This is a genomic window from Roseateles chitinivorans (assembly GCF_002761755.1).
Lineage (GTDB): Bacteria > Pseudomonadota > Gammaproteobacteria > Burkholderiales > Burkholderiaceae_C > Roseateles > Roseateles chitinivorans.
In genome coordinates this window covers 18,818-43,308 of sequence record NZ_PEOG01000007.1, presented here as the reverse complement: position 1 = coordinate 43,308, position 24,491 = coordinate 18,818, and the positions used below count along the sequence as shown (strand labels likewise).

At 63.7% G+C, this 24,491-nt stretch carries 27 protein-coding genes and 3 pseudogenes; 14 read left to right on the top strand and 16 right to left on the bottom strand.

What is annotated here, in order from left to right; genetic code table 11:
- Nucleotides 1-56: 56 nt before the first annotated feature.
- From CS062_RS02405 to CS062_RS02390, 4 genes are read right to left on the bottom strand one after another with little or no spacing between them, the layout of a single operon-like run.
- Nucleotides 57-524, bottom strand: coding sequence for an ExbD/TolR family protein (locus CS062_RS02405; RefSeq protein ID WP_099859868.1), 468 nt, complete (start codon nucleotides 522-524; stop codon nucleotides 57-59).
- A 29-nt stretch (nucleotides 525-553) separates the two neighbouring features.
- Complete coding sequence (locus CS062_RS02400; RefSeq protein WP_099859867.1) at nucleotides 554-1,198, bottom strand: MotA/TolQ/ExbB proton channel family protein; 645 nt, start codon at nucleotides 1,196-1,198, stop codon at nucleotides 554-556.
- A gap of 40 nt (nucleotides 1,199-1,238) precedes the next feature.
- Entirely contained in the window at nucleotides 1,239-2,045 is an 807-nt protein-coding gene (gene dapB / locus CS062_RS02395; RefSeq protein ID WP_099859866.1) for a 4-hydroxy-tetrahydrodipicolinate reductase, read from the bottom strand.
- Complete coding sequence (locus tag CS062_RS02390) at nucleotides 2,042-2,635, bottom strand: outer membrane protein assembly factor BamE (protein ID WP_199174153.1); 594 nt, start codon at nucleotides 2,633-2,635, stop codon at nucleotides 2,042-2,044. The genes dapB and CS062_RS02390 overlap by 4 nt, the downstream gene beginning before the upstream one ends.
- 83 nt (nucleotides 2,636-2,718) lie before the next feature.
- Between CS062_RS02390 and fur the strand changes: the two genes are divergently transcribed.
- On the top strand, nucleotides 2,719-3,150 hold the full coding sequence (fur, locus tag CS062_RS02385) for a ferric iron uptake transcriptional regulator (protein WP_099859864.1): 432 nt from the start codon (nucleotides 2,719-2,721) through the stop codon (nucleotides 3,148-3,150).
- Between the two features lie 83 nt (nucleotides 3,151-3,233).
- Here fur and hprK read toward each other — a convergent pair whose 3' ends face one another.
- The 3 genes from hprK to hpf form a co-directional block, all read right to left on the bottom strand.
- Nucleotides 3,234-4,196: an HPr(Ser) kinase/phosphatase gene (gene hprK / locus CS062_RS02380; protein WP_091730781.1), complete on the bottom strand. Its 963-nt coding sequence runs from the start codon at nucleotides 4,194-4,196 to the stop codon at nucleotides 3,234-3,236.
- A gap of 49 nt (nucleotides 4,197-4,245) precedes the next feature.
- Nucleotides 4,246-4,716, bottom strand: a complete 471-nt coding sequence (gene ptsN, locus CS062_RS02375) for a PTS IIA-like nitrogen regulatory protein PtsN (protein ID WP_091730784.1) — start codon at nucleotides 4,714-4,716, stop codon at nucleotides 4,246-4,248.
- Between the two features lie 287 nt (nucleotides 4,717-5,003).
- Nucleotides 5,004-5,345 carry a ribosome hibernation-promoting factor, HPF/YfiA family gene (hpf, locus tag CS062_RS02370; protein ID WP_091730788.1) on the bottom strand — a complete coding sequence of 114 codons (342 nt, stop codon included), beginning with the start codon at nucleotides 5,343-5,345 and terminating at the stop codon, nucleotides 5,004-5,006.
- Between the two features lie 713 nt (nucleotides 5,346-6,058).
- Between hpf and corA the strand changes: the two genes are divergently transcribed.
- A complete protein-coding gene (corA, locus tag CS062_RS02365; RefSeq protein ID WP_099859863.1) occupies nucleotides 6,059-7,048 on the top strand; it encodes a magnesium/cobalt transporter CorA in 990 nt (329 codons plus the stop codon).
- Between the two features lie 588 nt (nucleotides 7,049-7,636).
- Here corA and CS062_RS02360 read toward each other — a convergent pair.
- A complete protein-coding gene (locus CS062_RS02360; protein ID WP_099859862.1) occupies nucleotides 7,637-8,257 on the bottom strand; it encodes a glutathione peroxidase in 621 nt (206 codons plus the stop codon).
- Between the two features lie 175 nt (nucleotides 8,258-8,432).
- Here CS062_RS02360 and CS062_RS02355 point away from each other — a divergent pair, with 175 nt between their 5' ends.
- The 4 genes from CS062_RS02355 to CS062_RS02340 all read left to right on the top strand — a co-directional run bounded on the left by CS062_RS02355 (nucleotide 8,433) and on the right by CS062_RS02340 (nucleotide 11,358).
- Nucleotides 8,433-9,314, top strand: coding sequence for a ferritin family protein (locus CS062_RS02355; RefSeq protein WP_099859861.1), 882 nt, complete (start codon nucleotides 8,433-8,435; stop codon nucleotides 9,312-9,314).
- A 185-nt stretch (nucleotides 9,315-9,499) separates the two neighbouring features.
- On the top strand, nucleotides 9,500-9,919 hold the full coding sequence (locus CS062_RS02350) for a VOC family protein (protein ID WP_099859974.1): 420 nt from the start codon (nucleotides 9,500-9,502) through the stop codon (nucleotides 9,917-9,919).
- A gap of 41 nt (nucleotides 9,920-9,960) precedes the next feature.
- Nucleotides 9,961-10,857 (top strand): DUF3034 family protein, encoded by an 897-nt coding sequence (locus CS062_RS02345; RefSeq protein ID WP_099859860.1) that lies wholly within the window; start codon nucleotides 9,961-9,963, stop codon nucleotides 10,855-10,857.
- Nucleotides 10,858-10,881: 24 nt separating this feature from the next.
- Nucleotides 10,882-11,358, top strand: a complete 477-nt coding sequence (locus CS062_RS02340) for a group I truncated hemoglobin (RefSeq protein WP_233217876.1) — start codon at nucleotides 10,882-10,884, stop codon at nucleotides 11,356-11,358.
- A 161-nt stretch (nucleotides 11,359-11,519) separates the two neighbouring features.
- On the opposite strand, the gene CS062_RS02335 is transcribed toward CS062_RS02340, so the two are convergent.
- The 4 genes from CS062_RS02335 to CS062_RS02325 all read right to left on the bottom strand — a co-directional run bounded on the left by CS062_RS02335 (nucleotide 11,520) and on the right by CS062_RS02325 (nucleotide 14,895).
- On the bottom strand, nucleotides 11,520-11,897 hold the full coding sequence (locus tag CS062_RS02335) for a DUF6896 domain-containing protein (RefSeq protein WP_099859858.1): 378 nt from the start codon (nucleotides 11,895-11,897) through the stop codon (nucleotides 11,520-11,522).
- 115 nt (nucleotides 11,898-12,012) lie between these two features.
- On the bottom strand, nucleotides 12,013-12,381 hold the full coding sequence (locus tag CS062_RS02330; protein WP_143742229.1) for a hypothetical protein: 369 nt from the start codon (nucleotides 12,379-12,381) through the stop codon (nucleotides 12,013-12,015).
- A gap of 217 nt (nucleotides 12,382-12,598) precedes the next feature.
- Complete coding sequence (locus tag CS062_RS26720) at nucleotides 12,599-13,072, bottom strand: hypothetical protein (protein WP_233217875.1); 474 nt, start codon at nucleotides 13,070-13,072, stop codon at nucleotides 12,599-12,601.
- Nucleotides 13,073-13,476: 404 nt separating this feature from the next.
- Entirely contained in the window at nucleotides 13,477-14,895 is a 1,419-nt protein-coding gene (locus tag CS062_RS02325) for a hypothetical protein (RefSeq protein ID WP_143742228.1), read from the bottom strand.
- A 477-nt stretch (nucleotides 14,896-15,372) separates the two neighbouring features.
- Between CS062_RS02325 and CS062_RS25695 the strand changes: the two genes are divergently transcribed.
- Complete coding sequence (locus CS062_RS25695) at nucleotides 15,373-15,630, top strand: hypothetical protein (RefSeq protein WP_143742227.1); 258 nt, start codon at nucleotides 15,373-15,375, stop codon at nucleotides 15,628-15,630.
- Nucleotides 15,631-15,877: 247 nt separating this feature from the next.
- Here the strand turns inward: CS062_RS25695 and CS062_RS02320 are convergent, their stop codons facing one another.
- Nucleotides 15,878-17,326: an IS1182 family transposase gene (locus CS062_RS02320; RefSeq protein WP_099859973.1), complete on the bottom strand. Its 1,449-nt coding sequence runs from the start codon at nucleotides 17,324-17,326 to the stop codon at nucleotides 15,878-15,880.
- Between the two features lie 892 nt (nucleotides 17,327-18,218).
- Between CS062_RS02320 and CS062_RS02310 the strand changes: the two genes are divergently transcribed.
- The 3 genes from CS062_RS02310 to CS062_RS02300 all read left to right on the top strand — a co-directional run bounded on the left by CS062_RS02310 (nucleotide 18,219) and on the right by CS062_RS02300 (nucleotide 19,728).
- Nucleotides 18,219-18,632, top strand: coding sequence for a hypothetical protein (locus tag CS062_RS02310; RefSeq protein WP_099859854.1), 414 nt, complete (start codon nucleotides 18,219-18,221; stop codon nucleotides 18,630-18,632).
- Nucleotides 18,633-18,781: 149 nt separating this feature from the next.
- A complete protein-coding gene (locus CS062_RS02305; RefSeq protein ID WP_233217874.1) occupies nucleotides 18,782-19,204 on the top strand; it encodes a hypothetical protein in 423 nt (140 codons plus the stop codon).
- 188 nt (nucleotides 19,205-19,392) lie between these two features.
- Entirely contained in the window at nucleotides 19,393-19,728 is a 336-nt protein-coding gene (locus tag CS062_RS02300; RefSeq protein WP_099859853.1) for a hypothetical protein, read from the top strand.
- Nucleotides 19,729-19,733: 5 nt separating this feature from the next.
- Here CS062_RS02300 and CS062_RS02295 read toward each other — a convergent pair.
- Nucleotides 19,734-19,961, bottom strand: a pseudogene (locus tag CS062_RS02295) (transposase domain-containing protein); the annotation flags it as partial.
- 7 nt (nucleotides 19,962-19,968) lie between these two features.
- On the opposite strand from CS062_RS02295, the pseudogene tnpC reads away from it, so the two are divergent.
- The 3 genes and pseudogenes from tnpC to CS062_RS02280 all read left to right on the top strand — a co-directional run.
- Nucleotides 19,969-20,682 (top strand): annotated as a pseudogene (gene tnpC / locus CS062_RS02290) (IS66 family transposase); the annotation flags it as partial.
- A 462-nt stretch (nucleotides 20,683-21,144) separates the two neighbouring features.
- A pseudogene (locus CS062_RS02285) lies at nucleotides 21,145-21,354 on the top strand (transposase domain-containing protein); the annotation flags it as partial.
- Between the two features lie 518 nt (nucleotides 21,355-21,872).
- A complete protein-coding gene (locus CS062_RS02280; protein WP_099859852.1) occupies nucleotides 21,873-22,166 on the top strand; it encodes a DUF6881 domain-containing protein in 294 nt (97 codons plus the stop codon).
- 74 nt (nucleotides 22,167-22,240) lie between these two features.
- Here CS062_RS02280 and CS062_RS02275 read toward each other — a convergent pair whose 3' ends face one another.
- On the bottom strand, nucleotides 22,241-22,774 hold the full coding sequence (locus CS062_RS02275) for a hypothetical protein (RefSeq protein ID WP_099859851.1): 534 nt from the start codon (nucleotides 22,772-22,774) through the stop codon (nucleotides 22,241-22,243).
- 64 nt (nucleotides 22,775-22,838) lie between these two features.
- Nucleotides 22,839-23,459 (bottom strand): hypothetical protein, encoded by a 621-nt coding sequence (locus tag CS062_RS02270; RefSeq protein ID WP_143742226.1) that lies wholly within the window; start codon nucleotides 23,457-23,459, stop codon nucleotides 22,839-22,841.
- A gap of 272 nt (nucleotides 23,460-23,731) precedes the next feature.
- Between CS062_RS02270 and CS062_RS25690 the strand changes: the two genes are divergently transcribed.
- Nucleotides 23,732-24,415, top strand: a complete 684-nt coding sequence (locus tag CS062_RS25690; protein ID WP_143742225.1) for a hypothetical protein — start codon at nucleotides 23,732-23,734, stop codon at nucleotides 24,413-24,415.
- The last annotated feature ends 76 nt before the right edge of the window (nucleotides 24,416-24,491 follow it).

The following is a 24,491-nucleotide window of genomic DNA, read 5'->3' as shown; positions in this document are numbered from 1 at the left end:
GGCCGCGCGCCGCCGCCCATCCCTCCCGGCGGGCGCCACCCTGCGGGGGTGAGCGATCAGCGCTTCGTGGCAGGCGCGGGGGCGGGCGCGGCGTCGGCAGCCTCGCTGCCCTCGCCCTGTTCTGCGACGAAGGCGATCCGGTTCAGCCCGGCCTTCTGCGCCCAGCCGATCAACTGGGCGACCTTGCCATAGGGCACGGTCCGGTCGGCGCTCAAGCGCAGTTCGGCGTCGGGCTGGCGCCCGGCCAGCTGTACCAGGCGCTCGCGCACCGCCTTGGCGTCGAGCTGGTCTTCCCCCAGCAGGTAGGCCCCCTCGGGGGTGATCGCCAGGGCGATGAACCTGGCGCCCGGGCCCGGCGCGGCGGCGTCGCTCTTGGGCAGGTCCAGCTTCAACGCGCTGCCCATCAGCGGCGCGGCGATGATGAAGATCACCAGCAGCACCAGCATGACGTCGATCAGCGGCGTCATGTTGATCTCGCCCATCGGCTTGGGCGCTTCACGGCGTTCCAGGCGGCCGAACTTCATGGCATCAGTTCAGGTCGGACGGGCGGCGCTCACGCCTCGTCGATCAGCTCGCGCAGGTCGTGCGCGAAGCCCTCGAGGTCCGCCTCGCAGGCGGCGACCCACTTGCCGAACAGGTTGTAGGCCAGCACCGCCGGGATGGCCACCGCCAGGCCGGCGGCAGTCATGATGAGCGCTTCGCCGACCGGGCCCGAGACCTTGTCCAGGCTGAAGTTGCCGGTCGAGGAGATGCTCAGCAGCGCGTGGTAGATGCCCCAGACCGTGCCGAACAGACCGACGAAGGGCGCGGTCGCGCCGATGGTCGCCAGCATGACCTGGCCGCGATTCAGGCCGCCCAGCACGGCATGCAGCGCGTCGCGCAGACGGCGCGTCAGTTGCGACGTCCTGCGCGCGGTCGCGGCCAGGGTGCCCGGCGCGCTGTCCTGCATCGCGGCGTCGATCAGCGGCAGCATCAGCGCGCCGCGGTCGAGCGGCTTCAGGTGCTCACGCCCCTGGCCCAGGTCGGGCGCGGCCCAGAACACCGGCAGCCCGCGGCCCAGGTCGGCGCGGGCTCGCGCCAGTGTCCAGCTGCGCCAGAAGATCAGCACCCAGCTGCACACCGACATCGCCAGCAGCAGCAGGGAAACGAAACGGGCGACACCGTCGCCCGCTTGCCAGAGATGGATCAGTTCGGTCATCGCGTCGTTCGTCGATCGCCGGTGATCGAGCGCGTCGCGCTCAAGCCATGCCGAGCACGTCGTTCATGTCGAACAGCCCGGTCTTGCGCTCGCCCAGGAAGCGCGCCGCGCGCAGGCTGCCCTGCGCGAAGGTCGCGCGGCTCGAGGCCTTGTGGCTGATCTCGATGCGCTCGCCGATGCCCAGGTACATCACCGTGTGGTCGCCGATGACGTCGCCGCCGCGGACCGTCGCGAAACCGATCGTCGACGGGTCGCGTTCGCCGGTGACGCCTTCGCGGCCGTAGACCGCGCAGGTCTTCAGGTCCCGGCCGAGCGCCTCGGCGACGACCTCGCCCATCTTCAGCGCGGTGCCGCTGGGCGCGTCCACCTTGTGGCGATGGTGGGCTTCGACGATCTCGATGTCATATCCGTGCGAAAGCGCCTTCGATGCCTGCGCCAGCAGCTTCAAGACGACGTTGACGCCGACGCTCATGTTGGGCGCCATCATGACGGCGGCGCGCTGGGCGTATTCGCCGATCTTCGTCTTGTCGTCGGGGCTGAAGCCGGTGGTGCCGACGACGGTGCGCACGCCCAGTTCGGCGCACAGCGCGAGGTGCGCCATCGTGCCCTCGGGACGGGTGAAGTCGATCAGCACGTCGGCCTGCGACAGGGCGGCCCGCACATCGCTGGTGATCGCCACGCCGGTGGTCTGGCCCAGGAACGCGCCGGCATCCTGGCCGAGCGTGGGGCTGCCGTCGCGGTCGAGCGCGGCGGCCAGTTCGAGATCGTCGGCGGCGAGCACCGCCTCGATCAGCATGCGGCCCATGCGGCCGGATGCGCCGGTGATCGCGATCCGCAGACGGCTCATCGACGCGGCTCCAGCGGCGGGTAATCGCGGGTCGGGCCCATCGGCTCCGGCGCCGAGGCGGCAGCGGTGCGCACCGGCGGAGGCAATGCCTTGCGCTCCTCTTCGGTCAGCTCCAGCTTGGGTTCCTTGCCGGTGACCTTCAGCGTGTTGATCGAGGCGATGAATTCCTTCTCGGTCGGCAGGTCGTCCGGCGCATCGATCTTGGACAGCTGGTCCCCGTCGAAGGTCAGCAGGATGTGGCGGTTCTGCGGCGCGGCCCCTTGGCGTCGGATCGTGAACACGTAGTCCCAGCGGGACTCGTGGAAGACGTCGGTGAGCAGCGGCGAACCAAGCACATCGCGCACCTGGACGCGGGTCATGCCCGGCTTGACCGCGGCCAGTTGTTCCTTGGTGACCACGTTGCCCTGGACGATCTCGACGCGGTAGGGCGTCACCAGGCCCAGCACCTTGTCGCCGCTCACCGAGAGCGCGTCGAACTTCGGCATTTGCGAGCAGCCGCCCAGCGCCAGGAGACCGACAACCAGGCCTGCCATCGCGGCGCCGGAGACGTTCCGGCGGGCAATGCAGGCGATACGGGAATTCAATGACATGGCGCGGATTGGCCGAGGCGCAAGGGCTATGATCGCGAGATTCTAGCGGCACGCACCCACGCTTCCCCGCAGGCGCAAACCCCATGAACCGGTCAGACGAAATCAAGAACAGCGGGCTCAAGGCCACGCTGCCCCGCATCAAGATCCTCGAGATCTTCCAGACCGCCCAGCAGCGGCACATGACCGCCGAGGACGTTTACAAAGCTTTGCTCGATGAACGCGCCGACATCGGCCTGGCGACCGTCTATCGCGTCCTGACGCAGTTCGAGCAAGCCGGCCTGCTGTCGCGCAACCACTTCGAGTCGGGCAAGGCGGTTTTCGAGCTCAATGAGGGTCATCACCACGACCATCTCGTCTGCCTGACCTGCGGCTTCGTCGAGGAGTTCTACGATCCGAAGATCGAGGAACGCCAGCATGCGATCGCGCAAGAACGCGGTTTTCAGCTGCAGGAGCACTCGCTCGCGCTGTATGCGAACTGCGTCAAGAAGGACTGCCCGCACAAGCTGGCCCGCTGACCAGGCCCGGCGCGCGGGACGTCAACGACAAGGGGCTCCGCGGAGCCCCTTCTTCATGCGTCTGCGACCGACGCGCCTGGCGCTCAGTTGTTGTCGTTCAGGCCTTGCTCGATCGCGCGTTGGTGGCGTTCGACGAACTCGCGGTAGGTGTCGATGCCGCGCAATTGCAGGATGGTGTTGCGCACTGCGGCCTCGACCAGCACCGCCAGGTTGCGGCCCGCATCCACGGCGATCACGACCTTGCGCACGGGCATGCCCAGCACGTCCTCGTAGAGCGGCTCGTAGGGCAGGCGCTCGAAGTCCCGCTCCATCGTCTCCTTGCGGACCAGGTGCACGATCAGCTTGAGCCGCATCTTCCGGCGCACCGCCGTCTCGCCGAAGATGGCCTTGATGTCCAGCAGGCCGATGCCGCGGACTTCCAGGAGATTCATCAGCAGCTCGGGGCAGCGACCTTCAATGGCCGTCTGCGCGATCCGGAAGAAGTCGACCGCATCGTCCGCCACCAGGCCGTGGCCACGGCTGATCAATTCCAGACCGAGCTCGCTCTTGCCGAGCCCCGATTCGCCGGTCAGCAGCACGCCCAGGCCCAGGATGTCCATGAACACGCCGTGCCGCGTCGTGCGGTTGGCGCAGACGTGCGCCAGGTACGCGCGCACCAGGTCGATGACATGGCCGGCGCTCTCGGCCGTCGTGAACAGCGGGATCTCGGCGCGGTCGCACATCGCGACCAGCCGGTCCGGCGGCACCTGGTCGTCCGCGACGATGATGACCGGTGGCTCCAGCGTCACGATGCGCGAGATCCGGCGGTCCAGCACGTCGCCGGAGGCCTGGCTCAGGTAGGCGACCTCACGCCGTCCGACGATCTGGACGCGATAGGGATGGATGTAGTTCAGGTAGCCGACCAGGTCGGCGGCCGACTGCGCGTCGCGCAGCGCGGCTTCGTCGAAGCGGCGTTCAGGATGCGCATGCCCGGCGATCCACTCCCAACGCAAGGCCTCGCGGTGCTCCTCGAACAACCGGTCCGCGCTGATGGAGGTGGCTTTCAAGTGGCGTGGCTGCTGGAGGTGGGGTGATCGTCTCGAGGCGCTGGGCCGTTCAGGCCACCGACTTCAGCGGTTCCCAATCGGCGATCAGGCGATGCACGGTGGCGGCCTCGGCCTCGGTCTTGAGGCGTTCACGGAGTTCGCGGTCGGACAGCATCTCGGCGATCTCGGACAGGATCTCCAGGTGTCTCTGTGTCGCCGCCTCGGGCACCAGCAGGAAGATCAGCAGCGTGACCGGTTCGTCGTCCGGTGCGTCGAAGCCGATGGGTTGCTGCACGCGCAGCACCGCGGCCAGCGGGTTCTTCAGGCCCTTGATGCGGCCATGCGGGATCGCGACGCCATGCCCCAGACCGGTGGACCCCAGGCGCTCGCGGGCGAACAGGTTGTCCGTGACTGCCGCGCGGGAGATCGAATGGTTGTTCTCGAAGAGCAGCCCGGCCTGTTCGAAGACCCGCTTTTTGCTGGAAGCGTCCACATCGACCAGCACGTTGCTGGCGGGAAGGATGGCGGCGAGACGGTTCATCGGGCATTTACCGGCCATGTCGACCGGCGAGCTGGGGAAGCAGCCTGCGCGCCAGTGGTGCGCAGATTCGGGGGTTGAGGGACAGGATTATAGGAATCCCGCTACCGACGGGGGGTGTGACGGATGCGACGCTTCTGTGAAAACGTCTCCCCTGGTGTTGCATTGCAACAATTCTCGGCAAAAAGGCGGCCCGATGGGCCGCCTTGCGGGTGATCCCCGGGTAATCCCTGGGGATCCGGCGCGATTCCGACGAGGCCTGAAGGCGCCGCCAGCTTCGCGGAGATCGGTTATCCGGCGCTCAAGTCCATGCGCTTGGCCGATTCATGGTGGTGGTTCTGCACCCGATCCTTGTGGCGGCAGACTTGTCGGTCCAGCTTGTCCATCAGCTCGTCGATGGCCGCGTAGAGATCCCCGTTCGAGTGCTCGCAGAAGATTTCCCGTCCCTTCACATGCAGCGTGACTTCAGCGCGTTGGCGTCGATCCTTTTCCTTTTGCTTTTCCACGGTCAGCAGGACGTTGACGTCCACGACCTGGTCAAAGTGGCGGAGCACCCGGCTGAGCTTGTTCAGCACATATTCGCGCAGAGCCTGTGTCACTTCGAGATGGTGGCCGCTGATGGTCAGGTTCATAAAGCCTCCTTTCACAAGGGCTTGGTCGGAAACAGAGTCGGAGTCGGCGGTCGTTGCCGCGGGAAAAAGAGCGGGCAGGGTCTTGGTGAGGTGGGGAGTCGGTGAGGGTCGGTCGGCACGTCGCCGGCATGGTGCTGGAGACGCGGGGGAAGCGGATGGAGTCTCTGAAACGGCGTGACGGGTGAGCGGTCCGCGAGGGACCCGGATGGCCGCGAGGGCCGATGGCATGCGGGTTCTGAGGCGAAAACGATGAAGAAGACGAGTCCAGTCTGCTCCCGATCCTCAGCCTCGGCAAGTGATGGAAAGCAAGTTTGGGGGCGAATATTCCCGCCTTGCAGGAGGGCGAGCTCCGTGCTGGAATGCTGGATGTTGTGCGGCGCGGGCCGACCGGGCCGACCTTCCTTGCCGCCTCTTGAGACGCGATGTGATAATCCCGCGTCCCGATTACTGGAGTCCCCCTTGGACAGCGACCACCCTCGGTGGCCGTCCACTCCAGCGTCAATCCGCCGCAGCCCCTGAGCGTTCTGCTCCACCGCATCCAACGCCGCCGCGACGCTTGTCCGGAGTGAGACGGGCCACCTCGACCCTTGGCGCGCCGCATGGCGTCGCCCGCTCCTGGCAACTTTCGCGCCGCGGCGACCCCCGATGGGTCCGTCAACGCGCACTCCGGCTTGCGCGTTCGCCCGAGCGCGCACCGCCGACGAAGGATCCGCATGCTGAATGTGTTCACGCTGGACAATGGCCGCCTCAAGGGGGGCATGGTCCAGGAAGAGATTTCCAACGCCGCCGAACTGCTCTCGCTCGCCGGCGCGGACCGCAACCCGGTCTGGGTCGATCTGCAGTCCCCGACGCCGGAGGAAAAGGACTGGATCCGCGAACGCTTCCATCTGGTAATTCCCGAGGACATCGTCGACGAGGATCTCGAGGAATCGGCTCGCTTCTACGAAGAAGACAACGGCGAGCTGCACATTCGCTCCGACTTCCTGATCGACGACATGGAAGCGCCCCGCAACGTGCGGGTCGCCTTCATCCTCTTCGACAACGTGCTTTTCTCGATCCACAACGAGGATCTGCCGGTGTTCCGGCTGCTGCGCCTGCGGGCTCGCCGGATCCCGGCGCTGATCGAGGACGCCAAGGACGTGCTGCTCAAGCTCTATGACGCCGATGCTGAATACTCCGCCGATGTGCTCGAAGGCATCTACGACAACCTGGAGAAGGTGAGCGCGCGCGTCCTGAAGAAGGACGTCAACGACACCGAGGCCGGTCAGGTGCTGGCGGCGATCGCGCGCGAGGAAGACCTGAACGGCCGCATCCGGCGCAACGTGATGGACACGCGGCGCGCGGTCAGCTTCATGATGCGCAGCCGCATGCTCAATGCCGAACAGTTCGAGGAATCGCGCCAGATCCTGCGCGACATCGACTCGCTCGATTCGCACACCGCCTTCCTGTTCGACAAGATCAACTTCCTGATGGACGCCACGGTCGGCTTCATCAACATCAACCAGAACAAGATCATCAAGATCTTCTCGGTCGCGAGCGTCGCCTTGTTGCCGCCAACGCTGATCGCCAGCGTCTATGGCATGAACTTCGAGGCGATGCCCGAACTGCGTTGGAAGTACGGCTACTTTTTCGCGATCGGGCTGATGGTGGCATCGGTGGCCGCGCCGTTCATCTATTTCCGCCGCAAGGGCTGGCTGGCCTGACCGACCCCTCAACGGAACGAGGCGCGCCCGAGCGGCGCGCTTTTTTTCATCCGGGCGCCGCAGAAAGACAAAGGGCTTCCGCGAAGCGGAAGCCCTGGGAAGAAAAGTAGCCTCAAGACGCCCCTGGCCAACGAGGGAGGGAGGGAGGAGGAGGAGAAAGGCCTCGGGATTGCAGCTTCACGAAGAAGCAGGTCTTGCGGCTGAAAGTGGTTGCGTCGACTGTACTCCCATCGCTGATGGGATCGGTGTAAACCCCCGGAATGCCCTCCAACGCTGCTGCGCCATCTGCCCTGTTTAAGTCAGCTCAAAGTGAGCGCTGTTATCGGGCGGCGTCGCTCGCGTTTGTCACCAGCGATGTGTTGATCGAGTCGTTATGGTGCAGCGCATCGGCGCGGAAGTCATCCCACCGAGCGACAAATACGTGAGCAACTGTCACTGCTGTCCCGGCTAGCCGGGACAGTTTTCAGGGTGATGAAGGCCCTTCGCCACAGGCGTGCCGATTGCCTCCTCCCGCGCTTTTCATTCAGCTTTTACAAGCTTCCTCGGAGGAGAGGGCGCAGGTTTTTCGATTTTCTCCGACGTGGCCTCTCACTGCGGCTGCGCCAGCAGCTTCTCCACGGCCTGAGTAAAGGTCGAACTGTCCGGGCTCACGCCGGACGCGAAGCTCATGACCTGCTTGCCGTCGCGCGAGATCAGGTACTTGTGGAAGTTCCACTTCGGCGCCTGACCGGTGCGCTTGGCCAGGTCAGCAAACAGCGGGTTCAGATCGGCTTTTCCAGCCGCGACACTGCTCTTGCTGAACATCGGGAATTTCACATTGAAGGTGTTCTCGCAAAACTCGGCGATCTCCTTGTTGCTGCCGTACTCCTGGTTGCCGAAATCACCGGATGGAAATCCCAGCACCACCAGGCCCTTGTCCGCATAGCGCGCGGAGACGGTTTCCAGTGCCTTGTACTGGGGGGTGTAGCCACAGAAGCTTGCCGTGTTGACCACCAGGACCACCTTGCCGGCGTACTGGCACAGCGCCTGTGGCTTCTCGTCCTGCAGGCGAGGCATTTGCCGGTTCAACAGTTCAGGACAGGCTGCGCCCGTGGTGGAGGGCTCGGCCGCGGGCGCGGCATGGGCGGTGGTCGATGCCAATGCCATGGACACCACTGCGAGGCCGGCGAAGGCGGCACGCCGCAGGAGGAAACCGAAGGACTTGTTCATGGGGTGTGTCTCCAGGATCGGTGAATCCGAACGGGCGTGCTGCTGCGTAATAAGCGAACGCGGTGTGAGGTCGGTTCGAAGCGGGATTAGGCCAGATCGCCCCACGTGCCGATGCCGTAAGGGATTGTCATGGTGCGACCGGTAGAATCCGCCGCGCTTAACAGGACGCAGACAGATGCTTTACCCAGAACTCTTCAAGCAACTCGAGGCCGTGCGCTGGAACATGGACACGGACATCCCGTGGGACAAGTTCGACGCGTCCAAGCTCACTGACGACCAGGCGCGCACGATCAAGATGAACGCGATCACCGAGTGGTCCGCGTTGCCTGCCACCGAGATGTTCCTGCGCGACAACAAGGACGACAGCGATTTCTCCGCGTTCATGAGCGTCTGGTTCTTCGAGGAGCAGAAGCATTCGCTGGTGCTGATGGAATACCTGCGCCGCTTCCGTCCGGACATGGTGCCGACCGAGGCCGAGCTGCACGAGGTGCGCTTTGAATTCGACCCGGCCCCGGCGCTGGAGACGCTGATGCTGCACTTCTGCGGCGAGATCCGCCTGAACCACTGGTATCGCCGCGCCGCCGAATGGCACACCGAGCCGGTCATCAAGGCGATCTACGAAACCCTGTCGCGCGATGAAGCCCGCCATGGCGGCGCCTATCTGCGCTACATGAAGCGTGCGATGAGCAAGTTCGGCGACGAGGCGAAGGCCGCGTTCGCGAAGGTCGGCGTGCTGATGGCCAGCGCGCGCCGCACCGCCCAGGCGCTGCACCCGACCAACCTGCATGTGAACGCCAAGCTGTTCCCGCGCGACACGATCCAGAGCCGCCTGCCGGATCCTGAATGGCTGGAGCGCTGGCTGGACAAGCAGATCCAGTTCGACAGCGTCTGGGAGAACAAGGTCGTCGAGCGCATCCTGCACAACATGAGCCTGCTGATGGAGCGCAGCTTCGCCAGCGTCCAGGAGCTGAACCGCTTCCGCAAGGAGCTGACGCAACGCCTGGCCCAGGCCGCCCAGCAGGCGCAGGGCGGCGACGCCACGCCCCAGGCGATCTGACGCCCGCCGCATTTCCCGCTCGCACGAAGGCCCGCCGACGCGGGCCTTCTTCATTTCGGCACCGGTGTCGACGGAGGCGGCTGTCGCACATGTCCCCGGGGCATGCAGACCGTTCGCCGCGCGGCCACAATGCGCCGTCCGACCTTGCGTCGATCCTCATTCCCAACGCCATCCGCCAACCGCTCATGAAGTATCTGCACACCATGGTCCGAGTGACCGATCTCGACGCCTCGCTGAAGTTCTACCGCGATGCCCTGGGGCTGCAGGAGGTGCGCCGCAGCGAGCATGAGGCCGGCCGCTTCACCTTGGTCTATCTGGCCGCGCCCGGCGACGAGGACGCCCAGATCGAGCTGACCTACAACTGGGATCCCGAGGTCTACACCGGGGGGCGCAACTTCGGTCACGTCGCCTATGCCGTGCCGGACATCTATGCCGCCTGCCAACGCCTCATGGACGCGGGCGTCACGATCAACCGCCCGCCGCGCGATGGTCGAATGGCCTTCGTGCGTTCGCCCGACAACATCTCGATCGAGCTGTTGCAGGACGGTCCGGCACTGCCGCCGGCCGAGCCCTGGATCTCGATGGCCAACACCGGCGCCTGGTGAGTGGCGGCGGGACGCCAGCGATCTTGCCGCGGTCTTCGGCTATGACGCAGTTGCTGCTTCGATGGATCGCTCCATGGCTGCTGGCCGCACCGCTGGCCTGCGTCGCGCAGGCGCAGGGCAAGCTGCTGCTGACCGGCGGTGTGAGCAGCATCGATGGCGCAGCCGGGGGTGGTTTGTCGCCGTGGGCCGTGACCGGCAGCTATGCGACCACGGGCCAGATCGGCGCGACCGCGTACTTCACGCGCCTGCCGGTGCAGGACTACAGCCTCTCCGGCTACGGCGCCGTCGTGGCCTTCGGCGAGCGCGCCGAGCTGTCGATCGCCAAGCAGGACTTCAGTGCGGGCGCCACGGGCGCGGCCCTCGGGCTGCCGGGCCTTCGGCTCAAGCAGACGATCCTCGGGGCGAAAGTGCGACTCGGCGGGGATGCGGTGCTCGACGCCGACACCTGGATGCCGCAGATCGCTCTGGGCATCGAATACAAGCACCTCGATGCGGGCGGCCTGGCACCAACGCTGAGCGCGCTGGGCGCGAAGCGCCATGGCGTCGATGTCTACCTGAGCGCGACCAAGCTGTTCCTGGCGCAAAGCACGCTGGTCAACCTGACGTTGCGCGCCACGCGCGCCAACCAGAACGGCCTGTTGGGCTTCGGCGGGACGGCCAACAGCAGCTATTCGCTGGTGCCGGAGGTGTCGGTCGCGTACCTGTTGAACAAGCAATGGGCGGTCGGCGTCGAGTACCGCGTCAAACCCGACAAGCTCAACCCATCGATCCTGGGCGACGCGCTCCGCGAGGACGACTGGAAGGATGTGTTCGTCGCCTGGGCGCCCAACAAGCACTTGTCGTTGACGGCCGCCTATGTGGACCTCGGCCGCGTCGTGCCGGGAATCCAGCCGCGTCGCCAACGCGGCGTCTACGGCTCGATCCAGCTCGCCTATTGACGGCCCATTGAACGCGGCATCGCCGTGTCCGACGACTCACTCGACCAGGAGGTCCGCAGCATGCGCTCGGTTCGAAGGCTATGGATGACGGGGGCGCTGGCGCTCCTGATCGGCGCCATCGTCGCGTCGACCGCTGGTGCGGCGGACGACGGGCTGTATCGCGCGCTGGGCGGTGACGCCGGCATCGCCCGCATCGTCGACGGCATGATCGATCGCGCCTACGCCGACGAGCGCATCAAGCAGAAGTTCGACGGCGTCAATCCGAAGGCGCTGAAGGAGTCGATCCGCAAGCAGTTCTGCCAGCTCAGCGGTGGCCCTTGCGTCTACGAAGGCGAGACGATGGCGAAGTCGCATGCCCACCTCGCGCTGAACAAGGCCGACTTCAATGCACTGGTCGAGGACTTGCAGTTCGCGATGGAAGAACAGCGGGTGCCCTTCGCCGTGCAGAACCGCTTGCTGGCGCTGCTCGCGCCGATGCATCGGGAGATCATCACCCGCTGACTAAGCGTGCTGGGAAGTCAGGTTATCGATGCGGCTCAACGAACTTGAACTGCGATTGGAAATCGACTGCCTTCGCTGCCTCAGTGAGCCGCTCGCGCGTGCCCATGGGTGCCTGACGTGAAGGTGAGCGGACGCCGAAGGCGGTCCGCTCCAATGGCAGGTTACGCAGCATTGAGCGCCTCTTTGATCGAGGCCACTAGAAGCTCCTCGTTCTCGGCTAGCTCTCGATACACGTCGTAGTTCAGCGCGCCATCGTTCAGTTGCTTCTCAAAGAAGAGCTGCAGTCGCCAGACGTCCGGATCGGGTTTGTCAAAGTCGAAATCAATCCCTCCAGTCGCCGGCGTCTTGTAGACATCAACCCCAATGCCGTGAGTGCATACGGTCCAGTTGGTTCCTGGAATCGGCCGCCGGCCCCGCATGCCCAGGATGTCGTCGGGTTTCTCCAGTTGGAAGGCTCGGACGATCAACTGCTTCGCCCAGGCCATCTCGGCGTACCACAGCGGAATGAGCTGGCGGATCAGGTCGACTCTTTCAGTCATGCTGCATAACGTTCGACATGAGCGGCGACTGGAAGCATGCGAAGCACGCTGGAAGGCGTCTGCCCGATGGAAGGGTTAGCTCCGGCGGACGACATCTGGACTCTCCGCGGGTGAACTAGCTTCCGAGGCAGAGACAGTAAGCCGGCGCAGGTGCCGCACCCGCTTCCCCTTCGCTCAGTAATTCCAGGCCTTCGAAGAAGTGTTTGTCGCTTCGACTGAGGCAGGCGTGAGTGGCCTTGTGAAGCTCGAGCAGTATGGCCGCGTATGAAGGATTGTGGTCAAAGCGGATCGCAATGACTTTCTTCGTCTCAATCCATCCGTCAGTGTCGCTCGGTCGGTCCCAAGTACTGAAGTGGACGTCGAGCGAGCGCCCGGGAAACTCGACTTCGAGCTGCTTGAGATCAGCCTTCTCCCCCAGCGCCAGGGCGTAGTCAGACGTTGCATCGATGAGATCGGAAATCGACTGGGGAATCGGTTCACTCATCGACCACAGCAGGTTCGGGAGGACCAGGCGAGGTAGTGCCCCTCGCTCGCTTTGACCCATTGCAAGCCTCCAACTCAGCATCACCGCGCTAGCAGCGATCGTGCGCAGCAGTTCTCTCCGATGAGAGTCTCTTATGAGAGCTAACGTTCGACATAAGCGGCAGATGCCGGCTCGCCGGCGGCTGTCCGCTCGATGGAGGGGTTAGCCGCCTGATGCTCTACCGCTTGTTCCATGGAAACGTATAGCTCTGCTTTCGATTCGGGCCTCTCCCTATGAGCTCCACAACCGAGTAGAGATCAGGTGGAGGGAGGACTGCATGACGAGCCTCCGGACTGATTGTGACTGCCCGGCACTCGCAGCCCATGGCATGCGCACAGGCGGTAGGAACCAGGCAGCGACACGCATGACATAGGACATATTGGCCGGCCCGCGGAAACAAGTTTTCCTCGAACTTGAAGCCCAAAACGCGAAGATCGGCGTTCTCGGTGGCCACTTCTTCCCGAAGGACTTCAAGCTTGTTCTTTCGGTAGTGGCGATTGATCTCGTACTCAGCCTGCAAATTGGCAACCCAGTTCGGATCACCAACAGGAAACGGGTTTCGCCTATGCAACCTCTCTCGAACACGCTGGGAGTACTCCTCGACAAGGCGCTTCCCCTCGTTCTTCAGTTCCTTGCGGCGCTTCTTGTCCATAGGGTGGGTAAGGTTCCTAACGTGTTCTCGGAAGACAGCTAACGCCGCCTAGGCAGACATGCTGTTCCCTAGGGCGGCTCACTCGATTTCTGGCAACCCGTCCATGCGCCATCAGGTCCTCGGGTTCGACTGTGGGTTCATACAGCGTTAAATGTCCGGCAGAAGCGGCACACCAACAACCACCTCGCCGAGGGGAGTTGGCCGCCTGAGGAGCGCCCATGGTGCCAGTTGCTCTGTCCGGGGTGGCCGAGGCAAGCGTGATTGGCAGGAGCGCCGGCGCCGGCGCCGGCGCTGGTCCTTGGCTATTACCCAGAGCTTTGCAATGTTCGCGGCGCCACTTGAACACCCAGTTGACGTTGATGCCGTGGGCCATGGCGATGTTGGACACGGACGCCCTGCGGAAATCATTTCTCCGGCGGACACGCCGGCGCCGACGTCACGCGCACCGGCACTACGGCGCCCGACGGGGTGATGCGTCCCACGCTTACGAAGCAGTAGCCATAACCGACGTCCAGCTTGCTCTCGTAGTCCCCGCCAGCTTCAGGTACGAAGCTCACCGCGACGCTCGGGCACGTCTGGTTGTTGGCGGCGAACGTGAAGTTCACGGAAACCGGCATTTCGGCGGTGATTGCCCGCTCCATGAAGTACGCCTTCGAGGCCACGCCGGAGCGCTCAGACAGGCGCCGCGTCGTGGTGGATTCGGGCATGCCCAGCGTTTCATTGGAGGCCACATGCATCGCCGACGCCAGGTTCTTCAGCAAGTTCGAGCTCGCTTCACCCATGCCACCCGGGGCGACGCAAGAGGCCTCGTTGGTCAGGCTGACCGCCGTGCCGTTCTGCGCGAACAGGCGCAGGCGCGCCTTCGCGCTGCCCAGCGGCAGCGGCTCGGCCGGTGCGGCGTCAGACGGCGGAGCGCTCGCCTCGGCCGCGCCAGTCGGTGCGGATCTGGACCCGGTTGCCGTGAGCGCTTCGGCGGGCGGCGCAGCGACCGCCTCGACCGACGACGCCGCGCTTGCAGGCATGTCGGCGGCGACGGCACCGGAAGCCGCCCGATCCGCCGGCTCGGCCGGAGGCAGCTTCAACAGCGCGCGCATGTCGGCGATGAGCTTCAACTGCTGCTCGGGCGTCAACGAGGACACGAGTCCGGTGGGCTTGGGCGGCGCCAGATTGACCTGGACGCGCGCGTCTACCTGATCGGCGCCGTACGCAGCTGCCAGTACCGGGCCGCAGATCGTGCGGTACTCGTGGCGCAGCTGCTCGTTCATGCCGATCGTCGCCGCCGGGATTCGCTCCGCCTTGCCGTAGTTGGCTGTGGTGTCGTACGGCTCGCCTGTCGCATCCAGCGACGCGAAGTGAAGCTTGGCGGCACCGACCATCAATGCCGGTTCGCAGCGCACCAGGCGGCGGTCGGCCGTCGAGTACATGCGCTTGGCGCTCGCGCCGTTGATGGGCTCGACGCGCGTTCTCACCCAATATTCGAACCAGCCGGTCTCCGGAGTCGCGGACTTCAGCACGGCGAGCGCCGCCGCGGGAACCGGGCGCGGCTCGGAAATCGAACGGTGCACGATGCGGCTGCGATCGGGACTGGGCGGCGACGGGAGCTCGGTGTACGAGCGTCCCGCGGACTCGTTCCATACCTCCACAGCCTTCTTATGAGACGCCCCCCAACCGAAGAACGGGCGGCCATCGGGCCAGTCCATCTTGCTTAGCATCGCGGCGTTGAGGTCTTCGGGCTCGGCGGCGAAAGCCGAAATCGGCAGCAGCGCCATCATGGCGCCGCCCAGCAGGCGCATGGACACGCGCGGTCTAACGTTGAACAACATCGGAAATCGGGCCTCCCTGGCCTTCTTGGATCGGTACAGACCGCACCCTAAAGATCGGGAGCGGTGGCGACAACCGACCTCGAAGGAGGCAGTCCACCTTCCGGGTGTCCGCGTGAAGCAATGCCGTGAAGGATCCTCGGCAATGAGGCAGAGATGCGACAGCTCGGCGTGGGGCGTGCCTATCCGCAGCAACTGATGCCCGCTCCAGGCGTAGTGGCGTGGGCATACCGGGAAGGGGTGAACTCAACTGGTCAACGCGCTGATTGAGAGCCGAAGTGCCATGCGACGGTCGCTGAGTGCTGGCGCTGGTCACGATTGATCGGCACGCTTGCCCGCCCTGACCGCCTTGCTGGTCCTGACCGGAATGCCGCTCTGCAGCGTAGGCGGACATTAGACTTGGCAACTCGTCGGACAGCCGCCGGTCAGAAGCCGACCGTCCACGGCGTCAGGTCCACGGCTCGAGTAAGTCTCCAGACCATGTCCTACAGCACTCATCGTCGAAAGGTCGCCGACACCACGGTGCCGCTTGAACATCGCGCGTCGCATGCCCGTTCGTGCGCGCTCCATGTCGCCAATAAGCTCGCAGTGAGGCGGAGCGATGTCTTGAATCACGTCAAGCAACAAACTGGCATCGACCTCGACATGCCGTGCTCTGACGAGGCGCTGGCCATTGCCTTCGCAAGCATCGACGCCCTTCGCTCAGGGACAGAGCAGCTAGCGCAGCCCGCCGCTTGAGCGACCGCGTCTCGGCGATGGAATCGGGACTCTGAATATCGCCGACGGGTCTGAAGCTATCAGGGGCATGTGCATCGGCGAATGACCGCATCCAGCCGAGGCTGTGTGGAAACGCGTTTGATTTGAGACGTACCCCGGGCACGGGCCATACATGGCCCCTGAGAGGTGCCCGCAGGCTCTGCGGGGTCAATCTCGGAGCTTGAGGGGTTGGGGCCGTCCGCGCTTCGATGCGAGTCTAGAAAGGCGCTCACGCGCCCACCAGCCTCATCGCCTGCGCTGCCTTCTTGGTGCCGAGGATCTGCATCACCCGTTTGAGGTTGTAGGCCAGGACCTGCAGGCTCATCTCGGTGCTGACGTTGCCAAGCCTGCGCATCAGGAAATGCGTGCTGCCCATCCAGTGCTTTAGCGTTCCGAAGACATGCTCCACGGTCCTTCGCCGGATCATCATCGCGTCGGTGTTTCGGTCCAGTCGTCGCTGCATGGCATAGAGCACCTCCTGATGCTCCCAGCGAGAGATCCGGCGATGCTTGGAAGGCGTGCACTCAGCTTTCATCGAGCACCCGGGACAGGCGCTGCTCCAGTAGCGACGAATCTGCAGCCCGTCTTCATCGCGCGTGAAGCGATAGGTGGCTCGCTCGCCCGCTGGACATCGGTACTCGTCGTCCTTGGCGATGTAGACGAAGTCGGTCTTGTCGAAGCGGCCCTCGGCCTTCGCGCTTGAGGTCATCGGCCTGGGCACGAAGGGCCTCATGCCGTTGTCCGCGCAACGCTTGATCTGCGGTGCGTTGAAGTAGCCCCGGTCGGCGTAGACCTTCAGATCGGGCTTGCCCATCGCCTCCCGCGCCGCGAGCGCCATGCCGCTGAGCTGTGCTCTGTCGTTGCCGATGTTGGTGACTTCGTGCGCCACGACCAAGTGGTGCTTGGTGTCGACCGCTGCCTGCACGTTGTAGCCCACGACGCCGCTGCCTGCGGCCTGGGTCGCCATCGCGCGCGCGTCCGGGTCCGTGAGGGATACCTGCTTGTCTGGCTGCTTCAGGAGGTGCTGCTCCATCTCGTCTAGTCGCTGCATCTGCTCACGCAGACCATCAAGCTTGTGGCTGAGCTGGGCATACCTTGGACCGAACTCCATGAGCGGCAACGTCCTGTCCGCGGTGTCGAGCGCCGCGAGGTAGCGCTGGATGCTCTCCTCGATCTGCTGGCGCCGCTTCTCAATCTTGGTGACGGTGAAGTTCTGGTCGCGGCTGTTGACCGCCTTGAACTTGCTGCCGTCGATCGCCACGCCGTCAGCGCTCAGAAGCTTCAGTTGCCGGCACAACTCGACGAAGCGACGGCAGACACCGCGAATGCCTTTTCCGTTGTCGCGGCGGAAGTCGGCGATGGTCTTGAAGTCTGGGGCCAGACGCTCGGTCAGCCACATCAGCTCGATGTTGCGCTGTGCTTCGCGCTCGAGTCTGCGGCTCGACTGGACACGGTTGAGATAGCCGTAGATGTAGATCTTGAGCAGGACCGCGGGGTGGTAGGCCGGGCGGCCCGTCGCCGCTGGCGTGGCGCCAGCGAAGCCAAGCGCTTCGAGATCAAGCTCTTCAACGTAGGCATCGATGACCCGGACCGGATTGTCTTCAGCGATGAAGTCGTCCAAGCACTCGGGAAGCAGCGTCACTTGATGTCGCCCCTGGCCTTCGACGAATCGCGCCATCGTCACCTCCACCATGTCTGTTCGACACGATGAATCTAGGCAGCCTCGGTCAGATCGCCAGGAGGGTTTTCACACAGCCTCAGCCTAAACCGGCCGGCCCTGACGCGGTCAACTTGAACCGGCACAGGTGGTCAAGTCGACCGGAATAGGCGGCTGAGTTTCGGAACTGCACGTACGCGCCTAACCAGGCACCTAACCCGCATGAATCCTGGCGTTCTGCTTCGAAAGCCCCCGCCTTAAGTGCGCAGTTTCGCAACTGTTCTGACCGGTTTTGGCCCACACATAGCGGGATGATTGATCCTTCGCCGGAGACGAAATCGGTACGCAGTGCGCAGCTTGGTACGCGCCGGATTAGGACTTGCGCCGAGGCGTTTCGCGCTCGGGCAACCCCTCGGAAGGTTGCGGCGTTGATCGTGCCACCATCGATCCATCATTGGTGCGGAGAGCAGGATGGAAAGCGTGAAATCAGTGGCCGGCGACCGCCCCGGGCGAGCGTTGCCCCCGCTGCTGGTCACCCGTGAGGAGGCCGCGGCCGCCCTCACCTTGAGCCTCCCAACATTCATGAGGGCAGTGCGAGAGGGGCGCATGCCTCCGCCACGCCAGATCTCCCCCAATCGTGTCGGATGGCTATGGTGTGAACTGGAGGCGGCTGCCGCAGCCTTGCCGGCGTCGACGCTGCTACCGCCCCCTAACGCTGGGAACAGGAGGGGTAAGAAGCTCGTTCAGAGATTGCGTGGAGAGGGGGCCACGCAAGGGTCATGAGGGCGCGGCCTAGGCGGCGTCAGAATGGTCGCCCAGTAGCGCCTAAACAGGGCCCGCAGACGAGCCAGAATGCTCGTATGAGCGGACGCGCCAGGCGCGCGACCATGTGCGTCGATTTACTGGAGTCGCGATGTCCTGGGACGTGTCACTGTACAAGTTCAGTCAGAGGTACCAAGCAGTAGCGGAGATCCCGGACGACGAGCAGCCGTCCGATCTAGGCTCGCTAAGAGAGGTCCAGGCCGCCATCACATCGGTCTTCCCTGAGACCGACTGGACTGATCCGCGCTGGGGCATTTTTGACAGCGCGATTGGCTCGATCGAGTTCAACGTAGGCAAGGACGATCCAGTTAAAAGCCTCGGGCTGCATGTGCGCGCTGGCGATGGCATCGTGGATGGCATCTTGCTGCTCTGCGAGCATATGGACTGTCAAGCAATTGATTTGGGAGACGGAAGCTTCCTAGAGCAATCCGACGAGCCGACACGTAGTCTGCAGAAGTGGCGCGCGTACAGAGGCCAGATCCTTGAGCAAGGGAAGGCGTCGTAGATCTCGCCAACGGCGGGGCCTGACACTGTGCGGACAGTGCGCTCGTCCTTCAGTCAACATGCGTTCACTGGCTGCTTACGCAGCATCAGCGTGAGCATACGGTCGCGCCACCTTGACATCGACAATCGCGGCAGAAGCTAGGCTCGGTGATGGCCGCGATGGTGTCCGGGGGAGGGGCGATGACGGATCAGCAGTGGAAGGTGTTCTTTGAGACCTGCGCGCGCGTACTTGGCGCAGGTGATCGGGATGCGGGACGCAGCCTGTCGTGGTGTGCGTGGACGACATTCACGAGCCTGGCCACCGACGTCAACTACTGGAAGTCAGGGGTGCCGCATGCCGACGACGTAGATGCCGGCTTCATCAAGGACAGCGGCGTCTGGGGGCAGCCGTTTCTCTATAGGGACCTTGCCCACATCATCATTCCGCGAGAGTTCTTCTGGGAGACGGGAGAGCTTTCAAGCTACCGCAACGGGACTCGACAACAGGACATCACTGCCTTGTCTACCGAGCTGACCGCTCTAGGAATTGATCATCGCCTCACCCATCTCGTCCTGGAAGTGAAGCTGTACTGACGTCGCCTGATGGTTGCCACCGGTGAGGGAGTAGCTCCTCAAGCCTGGCGTTGAGCGTGAGCGTCCAGCGGCACCACCTTGCCATTCAAGGTGATTGGCGACAGAGCAGCATCTGCGGCTAGGTTGGGTGGCCACCTACGTGGCCTCTGTGCATCCGGCACCGCGCTGGTATGTAGGATGGAGTCGTTATGGTTGCCATCCACGTTGACCTTCCGATCTTTAGCTCACCAACCGACCCGTACGGCTGGTTCAGCGGTGTCCTTCATCTGCAAGCGATGCCTGAGGATGGCTTGCCGTTCCCATGGCCTGAGGAGTGGCTCCAGCAGTTTGCAGAGCTCTTCGATGAGCAGCGGTTGCAGGTCTGGGGTCTGAGCGAATGGCCTTACCCGCCAGCGGAGCTTCATGTGACCATGTTCGGGTTGGTGTGCCGCGATCGGGACCAAGCTGGTGAACTCGCCCGGCACATTGAACGCTGCAGCGGACTCGTTTTCAATGAGCACGGCCTGACTGACGCATCAACCTGATCCGCTCAGCCGTGCGCCGGTCTCCAGCGATGCGGGAGTAGTTCGTCCAGCCGGGTGTTGAGCAGCGTCGGCAACCGCTGCAGCACGTCGCGCAGGTAAGCCCAGGGGTCGTGCCCGTTCATGCGTGCCGACTGCACGAGGCTCATTACGATGGCGGCGCGCTGGCCCGCGAGCTCACAGCCCACGAACTGCCATGCCTTGCGTCCCATGGCCCACGGTTTGATCTGCCGTTCCAGGTGGGCCGTGGTCTTCGACTTCGCCGGCAGCCGTGGTGGCCAGCACGCTCGCGACTTCCTGGGCCTGCCGGGGACGCCGGCCAGACCTGGCTGGCAAGGCAAGCTCGTATGCGACGACTTCGCCGGCTACAAGGCTTGCTTCGAACTGGGCGTGACGGAGGTCGGCTGCATGGCGCACGCCCGACGCAAGTTCCATGAATTCTGGGCCAATCACGGCAGCCAGGTCGGCGAGCAGGCGCTGAAGTTCTTCGGCCAGCTCTACGAGGTGGAACGAGTGGCCGTCAACGCTGATAGCCAAGCCAGGCTTGAAGCCCGCCGAGCGGCCCGGCCGCTGGCCGATGCACTGAACCAGTGGCTGCGGCAACAGCGCCAGCGCGTGCCGGATGGCTCAGCCACCGCCAAGGCCATGGACTACAGCCTCAACCGCTGGGCCGCGCTGACGCGCTACCTCGGCGACCCCGCCTTGCCCATCGACAACAACCTCGACGAGCAGCAGATCAGGCCCTGGGCCACGGGACGCAAGAACTGGCTGTTTGCCGGTACGCTGCTCGCCGGGCAGCGCGCTGCGGCCATCATGAGCCTCATCCAGACGGCGAAGCTCAACGGGCATGACCCGTATGTCTACCTGCGTGACGTGCTGACACGGTTACCTCACCAGCGAGCCCGCGACATTGACGCGTTACTACCTCACCGGTGGACATCGCCAGCTGCGCCGTGACGGTACATTGCAGAAGGTGTGTGCCTTGCGCGCTTATCCCCGAGCCTTTGTTCCCCAATCTGCCTCCAAAGATGCCGACGGACCTTGATTCCCTACTTCTGACTGTTCGCGACGAAGAGTCCTTCCGGAGTTTCGTGGCGGCGCTTGCAGGGGACTACTCCGAAGAGCGTGAGATCGAAGAGACCACTCCGAGCAGCCCATACTCGGCAGGAGCTCTTGGCTGGGAACATGGAACCATTGATGGCTACCTAGGCGCTGCTGCAGCTTGTGGATCGAATCGCTCTTCGCCGCATGCCACCGAAGTTGAGAACACCTGGTTCCGAGCCGCTGCAATCATGTATGCAGGCAAATACTACGAGTGAATGAGTTGGCCTTCGGGCCCCTCAGGTCGTAGCTGGCAACAGCGCACTTGCCGGCATAGGCCGCGGCGTCCGATGTCAACATGACTTGGCTGCCCGCTTACTCTTCGCCGGCAGCTTGCACGCGGGCAAGCGGGCTGCGGCGGTGATAAGCCTGATCCACGCGGCCAAGCTCAATGGGCTTGATCCCTACGCCTACCTGCGCGACGTGCTGGAGCAGCTGCCGACACAGCCGGCCAGTCGAGTGCAGGAGCTTTTACCTCATCACTGGAGCGGAGCGGCACTAGCTGTGAGACTCAGCACCAGCCGGTAGCTTCGTGAAGTGCATACCGCCTTGAGTGACGTGCGCCGAAAGCCTCCAATGAGTGCCGTCAGGCGCCACATAAATCTCTGCGATGCACTCATCGGCCCTCGCGCGATCAACACGAAGCCGCTTGAAGTGCTGGCGCAATAGCCAGAGAACTCGGTGATAGCCCCGAATCTCCTCCTCGCCTGGTTGTGGCGGAACGGCAGCTTCAGCGATCTTCGCTTGCCGGTCTTGAAACCACCTGGGCAGCGCGCCAGTCTCGATGAAGCTGTAGAAGTCCTCCCAACCCTCCGGTTCAGGCCAGGATGCCTTGTACTGTTCGCGTACAGACGGTGTGGTCCCGTTGAACCAAGTGGCCCAACGGTGCCAATAGTCCTCTCCCGCGCCCATGCGCCATCCAACGCTGCCCCATGGAATCCTGGGGAAAGCGATCCATACCGGAAGTAGAGACTCAGTCATGGCCTCGAGTCTAGGCCGAGGAGTCAATATGGGATGCTCGGACGCTTACCACCCAAACAATAGCCATGGAATACATCAGCGTTTTGTGGAAGAACAGCAGCACCAGCGACCCGGTCCGCCTGGTCTCCGAGCTTGACGAACAGCGCTATGAGCGCCGGAAGCTCGAGTTCTATGCCGACGGAACCGTTGGTGCCGCAAGTGACGACTTCGAAGATGCGCGCACGCGACTTGGAATCGTCGCCGTACCAGCGCTGTCAGAGATCAATGAGGATACGCAGTTCCAGGGCGAGGCCATCACGCAAGCCGAGTTTGACGAACTCTGGCAGCAGAACGCCCCTCCATTCGCGCACAGACGTTGAGTTCTGCAACGCAGCCGCGCGTCAACATGACTTCGCTGGGCGCTTACGCCAGTGGCACCAGGACTGTCGTGCAATCAGCGAAAGACGCGGCCAAAGGCTTGTGCCGTCTCTAGCACGCCCCAACCAAAGATTCCGTACCCAGCCAAAGCTGACAGCACCGTAAGCGCCGAAAGACTATGACCGGCACGCATCGATCCCGCGGAATAGGCAACCTGGCACAGGTAGCGAAAGCCGTGGCATACGGCGCCTATAAGCACGGTAGCACCGAAGAGCTGTAGTGAGAGGATCAGCCCCTTGCCAAGCGCGGGATCGGCCTTGTTCCCAAGGAACGACAAGAGCGCAATCACGGCACCGCCACCGATCAGGATCAGTGCATTAAGTGCCTCCTTCCCTGAGTCCATCACGGACCGAAACATTTCGAGGTTGCTCTGTGCCTCCACTTGGTACTGCGCCAACCTCGATTCGTGCCCCTGCCGCGCTCGCTCGGACGACACGCCGACGTGTTCCTCAACTGCATCTAGTAGACGAAGCACCGCCTTGCTAGAGATTAGATCGTCCTCAGCCTTCACTGCGGCGCGCAGGAGCGCCACGACATCTGTTGCTTCCATCCCGTCCCCCTTCGAGCTTCTCAAGATCGTGAGGTGTTAAATCGGTGGCCTTGGCGAGTAAGCACTAGATGCTGATCACTGGCAGTGGCCAGTCTGTGCTGCGGATCATGTAATCGCTCCGTCCGACCCGTTGGAAGCCCATGTGCTTGTAGTAGCGCATGAGCTTCTGCTGGGCCTTGCGGAAGTCTTCAGGGCCCTTGCCCCAGTTCGATCCACCATGTTCGAAGTCCAACGGGAACGCCTTCAGGATCACAGCGCCGGCGCCCATCTGCAGGTGGTGCATCAGTCCCAGCATGGCCGCCAAACCGTAGCGGTTCCCGCGCCATGCCTCACCGATCTCAAGGCGGTCAAGGTACAAGACGTTCGTCCATTCGGAGACGCAATCGAGGCGACCAGCGCGCTGGGCCGCAGGCGAGAGCTTCCAGCCTTTGTAGAGCGCCGTGTGCATGTCGAGAATTGTCTGCGTGGCGTCAAAGACGTAGCTGAGGGGGTAGTCCGCGTTTAGCGCAGCAGTGGCGTTGACGTAGGACGCGGAGAACTTGCCGATTGGCGTCTCAACAATGTCCTCGTCCACTTCGATGAGCACCACGTCACCAGCGTGCTCGTGGACGTAGTAGCTCGGTTCATCGTCGACCGCCATGCGGTCTGCATCCTTGAAGCGCAGCGAAATCGGCGCAAACGGCATCTTCCCTCCCTCCCTAAGGTCAGCGCGTTGCCCTCTGTCATCGCAACGCAGTGAACTCTCTATTTGCTGCGGGCGATCCGCTTCCGATCGGTGCGCCCCCTCATTTGCGGAATCGTAGCGCGTGACCCACGCTTAGCCTGGCACCCTACCTGCGCGATGCGCAAGATGGCTCAGTGCAATACAAGCCTGACCATGCCGGCCGCGATGTATTGCCGCCAGTCCACGGGTGGGCCGGCGCTGTTCCTATAGATCACAGTTCGAGGGGATGAGCAATGGCTGATGCAAAGAACATCTACGACCTATGGATCGCCATGGTGGGGCCGGCTGCGGCGCTAGGGGGTGTATGGCTGACCAGCCACCTGGGCGCGCGACGGCAAGCCAAGGAGAGGCAAGAAGAGCGACGACGTGAGGCCGTAGGACAGCAGGTCCTCCTCGCTGCGAAGCTGGATCGATTCGCGCTCGCCTGTCTGGATGTGGCCGGCGACTCCGGGGACTTTAGCGATGCCTCGAGCGCCTACGCCGTACCGCAAATTCAGACGCCGACATTTGACCCTGAGAGCACTGGCACTGATTGGCGCCACATCGAGTCGTGGATCGTGCATCGAGTACAGAGTATCCCCATCGAGCAAAGTTTCTATGAGCGAGGCATCGCAGATGTTGCTCAGGAGGACCATGAGCGCGACCAGGGCGCGACGTTTTTTGCTCGACAGATGAGCTACGCGGGCTTGGGGCTGGAAGCATCCAGGTTGGCCCAAGCGCTCCGTCGGAGCGCTGGCATTGAGGAGTTACATGTCGCGCCAGGCACCAGCAGCCTCGTGCAACGGCTGCAGTGGTGGGTTGATCACTTTGCTAAAGAGAATGCTCAATTCGAGGCTGCCAGAACGGACTCAGCGCAAGCCGCCGCCCTCCTGACGAACTCACAGCCGGCACCGTCAAGCAAAACCCCCGCTGCCTGAGGGTCTGCTATGCGCGGCGCCTCGTGATAGTTTGAGCGACAAGGCGGACTTGGCATGCACCAAATGGTTTAGCTGC

Excerpts from the sequence above, each read along its gene's own strand:
- CS062_RS02335 (WP_099859858.1), bottom strand. The coding sequence starts at position 11,897 with ATGACTGAAAGAGTCGACCTGATCCGCCAGCTCATTCCGCTGTGGTAC.
- CS062_RS02345 (WP_099859860.1), top strand. The coding sequence starts at position 9,961 with ATGACGCAGTTGCTGCTTCGATGGATCGCTCCATGGCTGCTGGCCGCA.
- CS062_RS02350 (WP_099859974.1), top strand. The coding sequence starts at position 9,500 with ATGAAGTATCTGCACACCATGGTCCGAGTGACCGATCTCGACGCCTCG.
- CS062_RS25695 (WP_143742227.1), top strand. The coding sequence starts at position 15,373 with ATGTCCTACAGCACTCATCGTCGAAAGGTCGCCGACACCACGGTGCCG.
- dapB (WP_099859866.1), bottom strand. The coding sequence starts at position 2,045 with ATGAGCCGTCTGCGGATCGCGATCACCGGCGCATCCGGCCGCATGGGC.
- CS062_RS02390 (WP_199174153.1), bottom strand. The coding sequence starts at position 2,635 with ATGTCATTGAATTCCCGTATCGCCTGCATTGCCCGCCGGAACGTCTCC.
- CS062_RS02310 (WP_099859854.1), top strand. The coding sequence starts at position 18,219 with ATGTCCTGGGACGTGTCACTGTACAAGTTCAGTCAGAGGTACCAAGCA.
- CS062_RS25690 (WP_143742225.1), top strand. The coding sequence starts at position 23,732 with ATGGCTGATGCAAAGAACATCTACGACCTATGGATCGCCATGGTGGGG.
- CS062_RS02275 (WP_099859851.1), bottom strand. The coding sequence starts at position 22,774 with ATGGAAGCAACAGATGTCGTGGCGCTCCTGCGCGCCGCAGTGAAGGCT.
- corA (WP_099859863.1), top strand. The coding sequence starts at position 6,059 with ATGCTGAATGTGTTCACGCTGGACAATGGCCGCCTCAAGGGGGGCATG.
- CS062_RS02400 (WP_099859867.1), bottom strand. The coding sequence starts at position 1,198 with ATGACCGAACTGATCCATCTCTGGCAAGCGGGCGACGGTGTCGCCCGT.
- CS062_RS26720 (WP_233217875.1), bottom strand. The coding sequence starts at position 13,072 with ATGGACAAGAAGCGCCGCAAGGAACTGAAGAACGAGGGGAAGCGCCTT.
- hpf (WP_091730788.1), bottom strand. The coding sequence starts at position 5,345 with ATGAACCTGACCATCAGCGGCCACCATCTCGAAGTGACACAGGCTCTG.
- CS062_RS02320 (WP_099859973.1), bottom strand. The coding sequence starts at position 17,326 with ATGGCGCGATTCGTCGAAGGCCAGGGGCGACATCAAGTGACGCTGCTT.
- CS062_RS02325 (WP_143742228.1), bottom strand. The coding sequence starts at position 14,895 with ATGTTGTTCAACGTTAGACCGCGCGTGTCCATGCGCCTGCTGGGCGGC.
- CS062_RS02270 (WP_143742226.1), bottom strand. The coding sequence starts at position 23,459 with ATGCCGTTTGCGCCGATTTCGCTGCGCTTCAAGGATGCAGACCGCATG.
- CS062_RS02405 (WP_099859868.1), bottom strand. The coding sequence starts at position 524 with ATGAAGTTCGGCCGCCTGGAACGCCGTGAAGCGCCCAAGCCGATGGGC.
- CS062_RS02330 (WP_143742229.1), bottom strand. The coding sequence starts at position 12,381 with ATGAGTGAACCGATTCCCCAGTCGATTTCCGATCTCATCGATGCAACG.
- CS062_RS02360 (WP_099859862.1), bottom strand. The coding sequence starts at position 8,257 with ATGAACAAGTCCTTCGGTTTCCTCCTGCGGCGTGCCGCCTTCGCCGGC.
- ptsN (WP_091730784.1), bottom strand. The coding sequence starts at position 4,716 with ATGAACCGTCTCGCCGCCATCCTTCCCGCCAGCAACGTGCTGGTCGAT.
- CS062_RS02280 (WP_099859852.1), top strand. The coding sequence starts at position 21,873 with ATGGAATACATCAGCGTTTTGTGGAAGAACAGCAGCACCAGCGACCCG.
- CS062_RS02305 (WP_233217874.1), top strand. The coding sequence starts at position 18,782 with ATGGCCGCGATGGTGTCCGGGGGAGGGGCGATGACGGATCAGCAGTGG.
- fur (WP_099859864.1), top strand. The coding sequence starts at position 2,719 with ATGAACCGGTCAGACGAAATCAAGAACAGCGGGCTCAAGGCCACGCTG.
- CS062_RS02355 (WP_099859861.1), top strand. The coding sequence starts at position 8,433 with ATGCTTTACCCAGAACTCTTCAAGCAACTCGAGGCCGTGCGCTGGAAC.
- CS062_RS02300 (WP_099859853.1), top strand. The coding sequence starts at position 19,393 with ATGGTTGCCATCCACGTTGACCTTCCGATCTTTAGCTCACCAACCGAC.